Here is a 13,050-nt window from a genome sequence, read left to right on the forward strand (position 1 = left end):
GTGGGAGCGGGTTTACCCGCGCCCACAGGGCATGTGTGTCTGTCTCACCCCCAGATTCTGCGTCATACTCGGCAGACCTATTGCCCGGTCTCCACCATGCGTCCATTGCTCCCCATCACCTTGGTCCTGTTGCTAGCCGCGTGCGGAGATGGCGAATCGCTATTGCCTCCGGACGCACGCCTGCCCGACGGCGGGCGCTACCGAGGTGAGGTGGTTGACGGCTTGCTGCAGGGCGAGGGGCGCATCGACTACCCCAACGGCAGCTGGTACGCCGGCGGCTTCAAGGATGGCCAGTGGCATGGCCAGGGCGAGTGGCACGGCCAGAACGGTGAAGTCTACCGGGGCCAGTTCGCCGAGGGCCTGTTCCAGGGCCTGGGTGACCTGACCACGCCGGGCAGCCACTATGCCGGTACTTTCAAGCACGGCCGGCGCGACGGTGAAGGCACCCTCAAGCAAGCCGACCAGACCTACCGCGGCCAGTTCAAGGACGATCAGTACGAAGGCGCGGGCGAGCTGGAGCTGGCCGACGGCAGCCGCTACCAGGGCCTTTTCGCCAAAGGCAAACCGAACGGTGCCGGGGTGCGCAGCGATGCCAGCGGCAACCAGTTCAGCGGCCGTTTCGTCGATGGCCTGCTGCAAGGCAGCGGCACCTACGACAGCGTCGACGGCGAACAGTACATCGGCGAGTTCAAGGACAACCGCCTGGAAGGCCGCGGGCGCTATGAAAGCGCCGACGGTGACGTCTGGATCGGCGCGTTCAAGGACGGCTCATTGATTGGCGAGGGCGAACTGCTCGGCAGTGATGGCAGCCACTACAAGGGCGGTTTCGTCGACTGGCACCTGTCTGGCCAGGGCAGCCTGCAGCTGGCTGACGGCAGCAAGTACACCGGTGGCTTCGAAAACGATGCCTACCACGGCTACGGCCGACTGACCCTGGCCAACGGCAAAGTCGAGGGCGGCACCTGGGTCAACGGCGTACGCGTGCGCGACGAAAAGGGCGCGCTGTTGCCCGACCCGCTGGACCTGGCCCTGCTCAACCAGGGCCACCTGCTCGAAGACGCGCTGGCGCGGGTACCGCACACCGCGCCGGCGATCCAGTTGTACAGCCTGGTAGTGGCCGGCGACGGCCAGCAAAGCGTGTTTCTGCGCGAAGCCGACTATGTCAGCAACATGCTCAAGGTCCGCTTTGGCGCCCGCGGCCAGGTCACGCTGGTCAACCACCGCGACCATATGGCCAGCCGCCCCATGGCCACCCGCGAGAACCTCACCCGCGCCGCCCGCACCTTGGCCGAGCGCAGCGGCCCCGAGGACCTGGTGTTCATCTACCTCACCAGCCACGGCAGCCAGGACCACCAACTGGTGCTCGACCAGCCGCGCCTGCAACTGGCCGACCTGCCCGCCGACGAGCTGGCCAGTGCCCTGGCACCGCTGAAAGATCGCGACAAGATAATCGTCATTTCCGCCTGCTATTCAGGGGGCTATATCGCCCCGCTCAAGGATGATCGCACGGTGATCATCACCGCCGCCCGCGCCGACCGGGTGTCTTTCGGCTGCTCGGAAGAAGCGGATTTCACCTACTTTGGTGATGCCCTGTTCGCCGAAGCGCTGAACCAGACCGACGACCTGAAACAAGCGTTTGAACTGGCGCGCGCCAGCGTTGCCGAAAGAGAACAAAAGGAAGGTTTCGAGGCCTCGGAACCGCAGCTTTGGGCGCCGCCAGCCGTACTGGCACACTGGCAGCACCTAAGACGGCAACAGGCCGAAGAAGCGTTACGCAATGCTGCACAGGCCACCGTGGAGGAGCAGGCAAAAAAGCCGGCCAACCACTAAGCTTGTGTGTAACAAGGGAGAGACATCATGTATTTGACGCCTCAGCATGTCCTGCTTGCCGGTGCCACGGGTCTGACGGGTGAACACCTGCTCGACCGCCTGCTCAACGAGCCGACCATCAGCCGGGTACTGGCGCCTACGCGCCGGCCACTGGCCGAACACCCACACCTGGAAAACCCAGTGGGTGACCCGGCGGTGTTCCTACCGCAGCTGGCGGGGCGGGTGGATATCGCTTATTGCTGCCTGGGGACCACACTCAAGCAGGCTGGCTCCGAGTCGGCGTTCCGCGCCGTGGACCTGGACATGGTAGTGGCCTTCAGCAAACGTGCCCGCGAGCTGGGTGCGCGGCATCTGCTGGTGGTCAGCGCACTCGGCGCCGACCCTAAGTCATCGATCTTCTATAACCGGGTCAAGGGCGAAATGGAAGAAGCGCTCAAGGCCCAGGACTGGCCGCAACTGACCATCGTCCGGCCCTCGCTGCTGCTAGGGGACCGCATCGAGCCTCGGCTCGGCGAACAGCTGATTTCGCCGTTTTCCAAGCTGATACCTGGCAAGTACCGGGGTATCGAGGCTTGCACACTGGCACGGGCGCTATGGCGCTTGGCGCTGGAAGAAGAAGACGGGGTGCGGGTCATCGAGTCGGATGAACTGCGCCGGCTGGGCAAGATATAGCGTAGGCAATCAAAGGCCGCCGGTAGCCTGGAAGCCGACCCCCGCTGCCGTCAGCAGTGATAACGGCAGCAGCAGGGTGTCCAGCAACATACTGCCGGGCAGGTCCAACCCTGGGTATCCCGGGGCCTCAGCCCCGAAGTGATCCTTCGGGCAGCACCCGCCATTCATCACATACAGGTCCAGCCGGGTGCCGGCGTACACCACCGGTGCGCCCGGCTTGTTGGCATCCAGCGTGCGCACCGTGGCACATCCACTCAGCAGCGTCAGCGCCACCAGCCCAGAGAGTGCGCGTTTCAATCATCCGCCCCAAAGTGATGCTCGCCCCAACGCGGCAGCATGTCCTGGGGGATGTCCAGCAGGTTGAGAATGCGCGCTACGACGAAATCGATCAGGTCGTCGATGGTCTGTGGCTGATGGTAGAAGCCCGGGGCCGCCGGCAGAATGACCGCGCCCATCTGCGAGAGCTTCAGCATGTTCTCCAGGTGAATGGTCGAGAACGGCGCCTCGCGCGGTACCAGAATCAACTGACGGCGCTCTTTGAGGGTGACGTCGGCGGCACGCTCGATCAGGTTGTTGCAAGCACCGGTGGCAATCGCCGACAAGGTGCCGGTAGAGCATGGCACCACAACCATCGCCGCCGGCGCGCCGGAGCCCGAAGCCACCGGCGACATCCAGTCTTCCTTGCCATACACGCGGATCTGCCCATCGGCAGCGCCGGTGTACTCGGTCAGAAACGCCTGCATCGCCTGGGGCTTGGGCGGCAGCAACACGTCGGTTTCGGTAGACATCACCAATTGCGCGGCCTTGGAAATGAGAAAGTGCACCTCGCGGTCCTCACGCACCAGGCAGTCGAGCAGGCGCAGGCCATATTGAGCGCCAGAGGCGCCCGTCATGGCCAGGGTGATGCGCTGCGGCCCGCTCATTTGAGCGCCTCGGCCAACTTGCCGTGCAGGCCGCCGAAGCCGCCGTTGCTCATGATCACCACGTGGGTGCCGGGGCGGGCCTGGCCTTTGATGCGCTCGATGATCGCCTCCAGGCTGTCGGCAACCACGCTCGGCACCTTGCACTGCGCTGCCGTGGCGGCCAGGTCCCAGCCCAGGTTGGCCGTGGCGTACCAGATCACCTGGTCGGCGTCGTTGACGCTTTCCGGCAGGCCGTCACGGTGGGCGCCCAGCTTCATCGAGTTGGAGCGCGGCTCGATCACCGCGATCACCGGCGCTTCGCCCACACGCTTGCGCAGGCCGTCGAGGGTGGTGGCGATGGCGGTCGGGTGGTGGGCGAAATCGTCATAGATGGTCACGCCCTGCACCTCGGCGACCGTCTCCATGCGCCGCTTGACGCTCTTGAAGGCGCTCAGCCCGGCGATGCCCATGGCTGGCACCACACCTACATGGCGCGCGGCGGCCAGGGTGGCCAAGGCGTTGGCGACGTTGTGCTGCCCGGTCAATGGCCAATCGACCACGCCCTGGGCCTCGCCCTCGAACAACACTTCAAAGCGCGAACCATCGGCACTGAGCAGGCGCGCCTGCCACTGCCCGCCTTCACCGGTGGTTTGTACCGGGGTCCAGCAGCCCATGCCGATGACGCGTTCCAGCGCCTGCTCGGTGGTGGGGTGAATCACCAGGCCTTCACTCGGGATAGTGCGCACAAGGTGGTGGAACTGCCGCTCGATGGACGCAAGGTCAGGGAAGATGTCTGCGTGATCGAACTCAAGGTTGTTGAGGATGGCCGTGCGCGGGTGGTAGTGGACGAACTTCGAACGTTTATCGAAGAACGCACTGTCGTACTCATCGGCCTCGACCACGAAGAACGGGGTGTCGCCCAGGCGCGCCGACACCGAGAAGTTCTGCGGCACACCGCCAATCAGGAACCCCGGGCTCATGCCGGCGTGCTCCAGCACCCAGGCCAGCATGCTGCTGGTGGTGGTCTTGCCATGGGTACCGGCAACGGCCAGTACCCAGCGGCCCTGCAGCACGTGGTCGGCCAGCCACTGCGGGCCAGAGACGTAGGGCAGGCCCTTGTTCAGCACGTACTCCACCGCCGGGTTGCCCCGCGACATGGCGTTGCCGACCACTACCAGGTCGGGTGCCGGGTCTAGCTGAGCCGGGTCATAGCCTTGGGTCAGCTCGATGCCCTGGGCTTCGAGCTGGGTGCTCATCGGGGGATAGACATTGGCGTCGGAGCCGGTGACGCGGTGGCCAAGCGCTTTGGCCAGCACCGCCAGGGAACCCATGAACGTGCCGCAAATACCGAGAATGTGAATATGCATGGTCGACCTCGCAAAACATCGAGGCAGGGTAGCCCAGGGCGCAGGAAATCGCACCCGCTGTTTCGCTCAGCCGGCCCGTGCTATGCCGTGTTTGCGCAGTTTTCGATACAAGGTATTGCGGCTGATGCCCAGATGCTCGGCGACGCGGGTCAAGTGCCAGCGGTTTGCCTCCAGTACCGTCAGCAGGGCTTGGCGCTCGGCGTCTTGTAGCGGCGGGCTTGGGTTGCGATCGGGGTATGCAGTAGTCGCGGAAGATGGGGGGGCGGTGTTGTGGAAGATGGTCGGTAGGTCGGCAGATTCGATGCGACCGTTGTCGCAGAGCGCTACCAGGGTGCGCAGTGTGTTGCGCATCTGCCGCACGTTGCCGGGCCACGGGAACTGCAGCAACGCGTGCCGTGCATCAGGCTCGAGCTGCACGGGCTGCCCCTGCGCTTCCTGATGCAGCAGAAAGTCCAGCAACTGGCCCTTGTCACTGCGCTCGCGCACCGCCGGCAGGGCCACTTCCAGGCCATTGAGGCGGTAATACAGGTCCTCGCGGAACGTGCCCTGCGCCACCCGCTCCAGCAGGTCGCGGTGGGTCGCACTGACGATGCGCACGTCCACGGCCTGGGGCTCGCCGCCAATCGGTACCACCTGGCGCTCTTCCAGTACCCGCAACAGCCGCGTCTGCAAGGCCAGCGGCATGTCACCGATCTCGTCCAGCAGCAACGTGCCGCCATCGGCCTGCAACAGCTTGCCGCGCATGCCTTCCTTGCGCGCGCCGGTAAAGCTGCCACCGCGATAACCGAACAGCTCGCTCTCGATCAGGCTCTCCGGAATAGAGGCGCAGTTGACCGCCACGAACGGTTTGCCGCATCGCTGGCTGGCCTGGTGCACCGCCTGCGCGAACGCCTCCTTGCCGCAACCGGTCTCGCCGCGCAGCAGCAGCGGCACATCACGTTCGAACACCCGCACACAGCGGCGAAAGTCGTTTTGCAGCGCAGGGTCGAGCAGGCAGATGCCGGGTTCTGCTTCGCGCGGGGGCCGAGGTTGGCCGCGCGGCACCGACCACACCGGCGTGCGCGCCTGGCCACGCAGGCTGGCGAACACCTGGCGGCCGTCACGCGTGTGCAACGGCCAGACGGTACTGCCGCCGGGTACGGCGCGGCTGAACAGTTCGTCATGGCTGCAGGCAAAAAAACGCTCCACCGGTTTGCCCAGCACGCCCCCGCGCACGGTACCCAGCAGGTTGAGCGCGCTCTGGTTGGCCGCGCAGATTCGCCCATCAGCCTCGAAGGCCAGCAAGCCCTCGCTGAACAAGCCGACCGACTCGGCGTGCAGATGAAAACGCAGCAACCATTGCTGTTCGAAATGACGCAGGAAGTAACAGCTCTCGATCATCTTGGCCGACAGGTTGACCAGGGCCATGGTGTGGAACTGGCTCTGACGCGAGACATCTGGCCGCGCCGACGACACGTCGAGCACCGCCAACAGATCGCCATGCGGGTCGAACACGGGGCTTGCCGAGCAGGTCAGGCCAGTGTGGCGGCCACGAAAATGCTCGTGCTGATGAATGGTCAGTGCCTGGCGCTCGACCAGGCAGGTACCGATGCCGTTGGTGCCTTCGCGCGCCTCGCTCCAATCTGCGCCCAGCCACAACCCCGCCCGCTCGAAGATACGCCGCTCGGTGGGTGCGCTGACACAGTTGAGGATCACCCCGCGGGCATCGGTCAGCAGCACCGCATGGCCGGCGCCAGAGAGCTGCTGATGCAGGCTGTTCATCTCGCTGTCGGCAATTTTCAGCACCTGGCGCAGGCGCTCGCGGCTTTCCAGCAGGCGCCCGTGCTCGAGCACCACAGGGGCTTCGATCAGCGTCGGGTCGAGGTGGTGCTCCTCAAGACAGCGCAGCCAGGAACGCGCGATGGCCGGGTCACTGCCGCCCTCCCCAGCTTCACCATGGGCAATGGTGTGCACTTGCTGGGCATGGCGACTCAGGTGGTTGCTCTGCATTTGTTGTCGTTCTCCGCAGATAGAGCGTTCAGCCAGCATCCTCCACCCGGCGGGGCTTTGCAATGCAGCGTACCGCTGCGTGTCGCAAACGGTACAAAGTGTCACCCGGGCCGTGCCAGCCCTGGCGCAGCGGGTGGCCGGCGTGTTTCACAAAACCGCCCCAAGTGGTTGATTTTGATGGTCCTCAAAACACTGGCCCAACCTTTGCTCTACGCTTCTCAACTCCCTAACAAACACAATAGCCAGGAGACACACCATGCGTTACGCACATCCCGGTACCGAAGGCGCGAAGGTTTCCTTCAAGAGCCGCTACGGCAACTACATCGGTGGTGAGTTCGTAGCACCAGTCAAGGGGCAGTACTTCGAAAACACCTCCCCGGTGAATGGCAAGCTGATCGCAGAGTTTCCCCGCTCCACTGCCGAAGACATCGACAAGGCCCTGGATGCCGCCCACGCCGCCGCCGACGCCTGGGGCCGCACCTCGGTCCAGGACCGTTCCAATGTTCTGCTGAAGATCGCCGACCGCATCGAACAGAACCTTGAAGTGCTGGCCATTACCGAAACCTGGGACAACGGCAAGCCGGTCCGCGAAACCCTCAATGCCGACATCCCGCTGGCGGTCGATCACTTCCGTTACTTCGCCGGCTGCATCCGCGCCCAAGAAGGCGGCGCCGCCGAGATCAACGAAGGCACTGTCTCCTATCACATTCACGAGCCACTGGGCGTGGTCGGGCAGATCATCCCGTGGAACTTCCCGCTGCTGATGGCCGCCTGGAAACTCGCCCCGGCCCTGGCCGCAGGCAACTGCGTGGTGCTCAAACCCGCCGAGCAGACGCCGCTGGGTATCACCGTACTGATGGAACTGATCGGCGACCTGCTGCCCAAAGGCGTGCTCAACGTGGTCCAGGGTTATGGCCGCGAAGCGGGCGAAGCGTTGGCTACCAGCAAACGTATCGCCAAAATCGCCTTTACCGGCTCGACCCCGGTCGGCTCGCACATCATGAAATGCGCTGCCGAGAACATCATCCCGTCCACCGTCGAACTGGGCGGCAAGTCGCCTAACGTGTACTTCGAAGACATCATGCAGGCCGAGCCAAGCTTCATCGACAAGGCCGCCGAGGGCATGGTGCTGGCGTTCTTCAACCAGGGCGAAGTGTGCACCTGCCCGTCGCGTGCGCTGGTGCAGGAGTCGATCTACCCGCAGTTCATGGAAGTGGTGATGAAGAAGGTCCTGCAGATCAAGCGCGGCGACCCGCTGGACACCGACACCATGGTCGGCGCCCAGGCATCGCAGCAACAGTTCGAGAAGATCCTGTCGTACCTGGAAATCGCCAAGGAAGAAGGCGCCGAGCTGCTGACCGGCGGCAAGGTGGAAAAACTCGAAGGCGCGCTATCGACTGGTTACTACATCCAGCCGACCCTGCTCAAGGGCAACAACCGCATGCGGGTGTTCCAGGAGGAAATCTTCGGCCCGGTGGTCAGCGTCACCACCTTCAAGGACGAAGCCGAAGCACTGGCGATTGCCAACGACACCGAGTTCGGCCTCGGTGCCGGCGTGTGGACCCGCGACATCAACCGCGCCTACCGCATGGGCCGCGGCATCAAGGCCGGCCGCGTGTGGACCAACTGCTACCACCTGTACCCGGCGCATGCCGCGTTCGGCGGTTACAAGAAGTCCGGCGTTGGCCGCGAGACCCACAAGATGATGCTCGATCACTACCAGCAGACCAAGAACCTGCTGGTGAGCTACGACATCAACCCGCTGGGCTTCTTCTAGAAAAACAGCTTCAAGTTGCAAGCTACAAGCTGCAAGAAACAGCGGGTACAGCACCCAACTGCTTTTTCTTGAGGCTTGTAGCTTGCGGCTTGTAGCTCCATGGCTCGCTTTCTGCAGTACCCATCACCATCGGCCGGAACCCCTCCGGCCACCAAGAAAAACAACAGGTGAAACTATGCCCAGCGATCATTCCGGCAATGCGCCGGCAGGCTCTTCCGTCGACTTCGAAAAAGTCGGTTCAGACTATTTCCAGCAACGTGAACTGAAAAAAGGCGCCGCCGGCTGGGTGTTGCTGGTCGGCCTTGGGGTCGCCTATGTGATCTCCGGCGACTACGCCGGGTGGAACTTCGGCCTGGCCCAAGGCGGCTGGGGCGGCATGTTCCTCGCCACCCTGCTGATGGCCACCATGTACCTGTGCATGTGCTTCTCGCTGGCCGAACTGTCGTCGATGATCCCCACCGCAGGCGGTGGCTACGGCTTCGCCCGCAGCGCCTTCGGCCCTTGGGGCGGGTTTCTCACCGGTACGGCCATCCTCATCGAATACGCCATTGCCCCTGCAGCGATCGCCGTGTTCATCGGCGCCTATTGTGAATCGCTGTTCGGCATCGGCGGCTGGGTCATCTACCTGGCCTTTTACATCGTGTTCATCGGCATCCACATCTTCGGGGTGGGTGAAGCGCTGAAACTGATGTTCATCATCACCGCCATCGCCGCCATTGCCCTGGCCGTGTTCCTGGTGAGCATGGTGCCCCATTTTGATGCAGCCAACCTGTTCGACATCGCCAAGACGGACGCCGCAGGCGCCAGCAGCTTCCTGCCGTTCGGCTATGTCGGCGTGTGGGCCGCGATCCCCTATGCGATCTGGTTCTTCCTCGCTGTCGAAGGTGTACCACTGGCCGCCGAAGAGACCAAGAACCCGAAACGCGACCTGCCACGCGGCCTGATCGGCGCGATGCTGGTATTGCTGGCCTTCGCCCTGCTGATTCTGGTGGTCGGCCCTGGCGCTGCGGGTTCCGAAGCACTCAAGGCCTCGGGCAACCCGCTGGTCGAGGCACTGTCCAAAGCCTATGGCGGCTCCACCTGGATGGGCAGCTTCGTCAACCTGGTGGGCCTGGCAGGCCTGATCGCCAGCTTCTTCTCGATCATCTATGCCTATTCACGGCAGATCTTCGCGCTGTCCCGTGCGGGCTACCTGCCGCGCAAGCTCTCCCAAACCAACAAGAGCAAGGCGCCGGTACTGGCGCTGATCATCCCCGGCCTCATCGGTTTCGGCCTGTCGCTGACCGGCCAGGGTGACCTGTTGATCCTGGTCGCGGTGTTCGGCGCGACGCTGTCCTACGTACTGATGATGGCTGCGCACATCACCCTGCGTATCCGCCGGCCGAAAATGGAACGGCCGTATCGCACGCCGGGCGGCATCTTCACCTCCGGCGTCGCCCTGGTATTGGCGTGCATCGCCGTGGTGGCGGGCTTCCTGGTCGACCCACGGGTTGTGATTGGCGCTGCGGTGATCTATGGAGTATTAATTGCCTACTTTGCTTTCTACAGCCGCCACCACCTGGTAGCGGGCACACCGGAAGAGGAATTCGCCGCGATCCAGAAGGCCGAAGAGGCCCTGCACTGATCGCCGACACCCGCCGCGGGCCAGCCCCGCGGCGCTCTGGAGAATCTGTATGGCAAGTTTCGTACACACGGTAGGCCACCTGGTCTACCGCTTCGACAGCCTCAAGGACGTGATGGCCAAGGCCAGCCCCGCACGTTCGGGGGATTTCCTCGCGGGTGTCGCCGCCAGCAATGACGGCGAGCGGGTCGCCGCGCAGATGGCCTTGGCCAACATCCCGCTCACGCACTTTCTGAACGAGGCGCTGATCCCCTACGAAGCGGACGAGGTCACCCGCCTGATCATCGACACCCACGACGCCCAGGCCTTCGCGCCGGTCAGCCACCTGACCGTAGGCGGCCTGCGCGACTGGCTGCTCAGCGAGGAGGCCGACGAAGACAGCCTGCGTGCGCTGGCACCGGGCCTGACACCGGAGATGGCGGCGGCGGTGTCGAAGATCATGCGCGTTCAGGACCTGATCCTGGTGGCGCAGAAAATCCGCGTGGTCACTCGTTTTCGCGGCACCATGGGCCTGCGTGGGCGCCTGTCGACCCGCCTGCAGCCCAATCACCCAACCGACGAGCCAGCCGGGATTGCCGCCAGCATTCTCGACGGCCTGTTGTACGGCAACGGCGACGCCATGATCGGCATCAACCCGGCCACCGACAGCATCGCCTCGATCTGCGCCCTGCTGGAGATGCTCGACGCCATCATCCAGCGCTACGACATCCCCACCCAGGCCTGCGTGCTGACCCACGTCACCACCTCGATCGAAGCGATCAACCGGGGCGTACCGCTGGACCTGGTGTTCCAGTCGATCGCCGGCACCGAAGCAGCCAACGCCGGCTTTGGCATCAACCTCAACGTGTTGCAGGAAGGCTACGAAGCGGGCCTGTCGCTCAAGCGCGGCACCCTCGGGCAAAACCTCATGTACTTCGAAACCGGCCAGGGCAGCGCCCTGTCGGCCAACGCCCACCATGGCGTCGACCAACAGACCTGCGAAACCCGCGCCTACGCCGTGGCCCGGCATTTCAAGCCGTTTCTGGTCAACACCGTGGTCGGCTTCATCGGCCCTGAGTACCTGTACAACGGCAAGCAGATCATCCGTGCCGGCCTCGAGGACCATTTCTGCGGCAAGCTGCTTGGCGTGCCCATGGGCTGCGACATCTGCTACACCAACCACGCCGAAGCCGACCAGGACGACATGGACACCCTGCTGACCCTGCTGGGCGTGGCCGGTATCAACTTCATCATGGGCATCCCAGGCTCTGACGACATCATGCTCAATTACCAGACCACCTCGTTCCATGACGCGCTGTATGCGCGCCAGACCCTGGGCCTCAAGCCCGGCCCGGAATTCGAGGCGTGGCTGGCGCGTACCGGCATCTTCACCCAGGCCGATGGCCGGGTGCGCTTCGGTGAAAACCTGCCGCCGGCATTCCGCCAGGCCTTGGCACAGCTTGCATAGGGATGACCATGGACCATCGCACAGCAACCCCCGACAACCCCTGGCTGGCCCTGCGCACGCTGACCCCGGCCCGTATCGCCCTGGGCCGCGCCGGCACCAGCCTGCCGACCGGTGCACAACTGGACTTCCAGTTCGCCCACGCCCAAGCCCGCGATGCCGTGCACCTGCCGTTCGACCATGCGGGGCTGACGGCCCAACTTACTGAGCGCGGGCGCGACAGCCTGGTGGTGCACAGCGCCGCGAGCGACCGCGACCAGTACCTGCAACGCCCCGACCTGGGGCGACGGCTGAACGAAGACTCGATTGCGGCCCTGCGTCAGCATGCCGAGGCCAACCCGGGCGGTGTCGACCTGGCCATCGTGGTCGCCGACGGCCTCTCGGCCCTGGCCGTGCACCGTCACACCTTGCCTTTTTTGACCCGCTTCGAGGAACAGGCCGCAGCCGACGGCTGGACCAGCGCCCCGGTGGTGCTGGTGGAGCAGGGCCGGGTGGCGGTGGCGGACGAGGTGGGCGAGTTGCTCGGCGCACGCATGACCGTGATGCTGATCGGCGAACGCCCGGGGTTGAGCTCGCCCGACAGCCTCGGCCTGTATTTCACCTACGCACCACGGGTCGGCCTGACTGACGCCTACCGCAATTGCATCTCCAACGTGCGCCTGGAAGGCCTGAGCTACGGCATGGCGGCCCACCGCCTGCTGTATTTGATGCGTGAGGCCTGTCGCCGGCAGCTTTCCGGGGTGAATCTGAAGGACGAAGCCGAGGTCCATAGCCTCGACAGCGATACCCCCGCCAGCCAAAAAGGAAACTTCCTACTCGGAAAAGAGTAAAAATCATGTCACGGAAGGCGGATTGCGCTTCTCGCCCGCATTGGGCAGCATGCTGTCGAGCGCGACTTGCAAACCGCTGTTTCCCCAAATGGATCCTGAGGGCCGCACATGCGTATCATCAAGGCAACCCTGGAACACCTCGACCTGCTGACCCCGCTGTTCGTCAAATACCGCGAGTTCTATGGGCAATTGCCCTACCCGGACAGCTCGCGCAGCTTTCTGGAAAAACGCCTGAGACGCGATGAGTCGGTGATCTATCTGGCACTGCCCGATGACGACGATAGCAAGCTGCTGGGCTTCTGCCAGCTGTACCCGAGCTTTTCGTCGCTGTCGCTCAAGCGCGTGTGGATCCTCAACGACATCTACGTGGCCGAGGACTCGCGGCGCATGTTGGTGGCCGATCACCTGATGCGCGAAGCGAAGAAGATGGCCAAACAGACCAATGCCGTACGCATGCGGGTTTCGACCAGCGCCAATAACGAGGCGGCGCGCAAGACCTACGCGTCCATCGGGTTTCGCAAGGACACCGAGTTCGAGAGCTACATCCTGCCGATCCAGCCGGATTGACCTGTTCCGGCCGCTTCGCGGGTTCAGCCGCGAAGCGGTCAGTGCAGGCCA

Annotated in this window: 11 protein-coding genes; 7 read left to right on the forward strand and 4 right to left on the reverse strand. The window is 64.1% G+C overall.

Annotation, left to right across the window (positions count from 1 at the left end):
- Window positions 1-96 precede the first annotated feature (96 nt).
- Entirely contained in the window at window positions 97-1,830 is a 1,734-nt protein-coding gene (locus tag PC358_RS25905; RefSeq protein ID WP_033703404.1) for a C13 family peptidase, read from the forward strand.
- 27 nt (window positions 1,831-1,857) lie between these two features.
- A complete protein-coding gene (locus PC358_RS25910; RefSeq protein ID WP_033703405.1) occupies window positions 1,858-2,502 on the forward strand; it encodes an oxidoreductase in 645 nt (214 codons plus the stop codon).
- Window positions 2,503-2,511: 9 nt separating this feature from the next.
- On the opposite strand, the gene PC358_RS25915 is transcribed toward PC358_RS25910, so the two are convergent.
- The 4 genes from PC358_RS25915 to PC358_RS25930 form a co-directional block, all read right to left on the reverse strand.
- Complete coding sequence (locus PC358_RS25915) at window positions 2,512-2,799, reverse strand: YceK/YidQ family lipoprotein (protein WP_033703407.1); 288 nt, start codon at window positions 2,797-2,799, stop codon at window positions 2,512-2,514.
- A complete protein-coding gene (gene ubiX / locus PC358_RS25920; protein WP_033703408.1) occupies window positions 2,796-3,425 on the reverse strand; it encodes a flavin prenyltransferase UbiX in 630 nt (209 codons plus the stop codon). The genes PC358_RS25915 and ubiX overlap by 4 nt, the downstream gene beginning before the upstream one ends.
- Window positions 3,422-4,771: a UDP-N-acetylmuramate:L-alanyl-gamma-D-glutamyl-meso-diaminopimelate ligase gene (gene mpl / locus PC358_RS25925; protein WP_033703409.1), complete on the reverse strand. Its 1,350-nt coding sequence runs from the start codon at window positions 4,769-4,771 to the stop codon at window positions 3,422-3,424. The genes ubiX and mpl overlap by 4 nt, the downstream gene beginning before the upstream one ends.
- Before the next feature lie 66 nt (window positions 4,772-4,837).
- Entirely contained in the window at window positions 4,838-6,760 is a 1,923-nt protein-coding gene (locus tag PC358_RS25930; RefSeq protein ID WP_033703410.1) for a sigma-54-dependent Fis family transcriptional regulator, read from the reverse strand.
- Between the two features lie 256 nt (window positions 6,761-7,016).
- Here PC358_RS25930 and exaC point away from each other — a divergent pair, with 256 nt between their 5' ends.
- From exaC to PC358_RS25955, 5 genes are all read left to right on the forward strand, one after another.
- Window positions 7,017-8,537 (forward strand): acetaldehyde dehydrogenase ExaC, encoded by a 1,521-nt coding sequence (gene exaC, locus PC358_RS25935; RefSeq protein WP_033703411.1) that lies wholly within the window; start codon window positions 7,017-7,019, stop codon window positions 8,535-8,537.
- A gap of 175 nt (window positions 8,538-8,712) precedes the next feature.
- Window positions 8,713-10,161, forward strand: coding sequence for an ethanolamine permease (eat, locus tag PC358_RS25940; protein ID WP_033703412.1), 1,449 nt, complete (start codon window positions 8,713-8,715; stop codon window positions 10,159-10,161).
- A gap of 49 nt (window positions 10,162-10,210) precedes the next feature.
- Complete coding sequence (locus PC358_RS25945) at window positions 10,211-11,605, forward strand: ethanolamine ammonia-lyase subunit EutB (protein ID WP_033703413.1); 1,395 nt, start codon at window positions 10,211-10,213, stop codon at window positions 11,603-11,605.
- A gap of 8 nt (window positions 11,606-11,613) precedes the next feature.
- The gene (gene eutC / locus PC358_RS25950) at window positions 11,614-12,432 is read left to right on the forward strand and encodes an ethanolamine ammonia-lyase subunit EutC (RefSeq protein WP_033703509.1); all 819 of its coding nucleotides are present in this window, start codon (window positions 11,614-11,616) and stop codon (window positions 12,430-12,432) included.
- A gap of 108 nt (window positions 12,433-12,540) precedes the next feature.
- The gene (locus PC358_RS25955; RefSeq protein WP_033703415.1) at window positions 12,541-12,999 is read left to right on the forward strand and encodes a GNAT family N-acetyltransferase; all 459 of its coding nucleotides are present in this window, start codon (window positions 12,541-12,543) and stop codon (window positions 12,997-12,999) included.
- The last annotated feature ends 51 nt before the right edge of the window (window positions 13,000-13,050 follow it).

It is taken from the genome of Pseudomonas capeferrum (genome assembly GCF_000731675.1).
Classification (GTDB): domain Bacteria; phylum Pseudomonadota; class Gammaproteobacteria; order Pseudomonadales; family Pseudomonadaceae; genus Aquipseudomonas; species Aquipseudomonas capeferrum.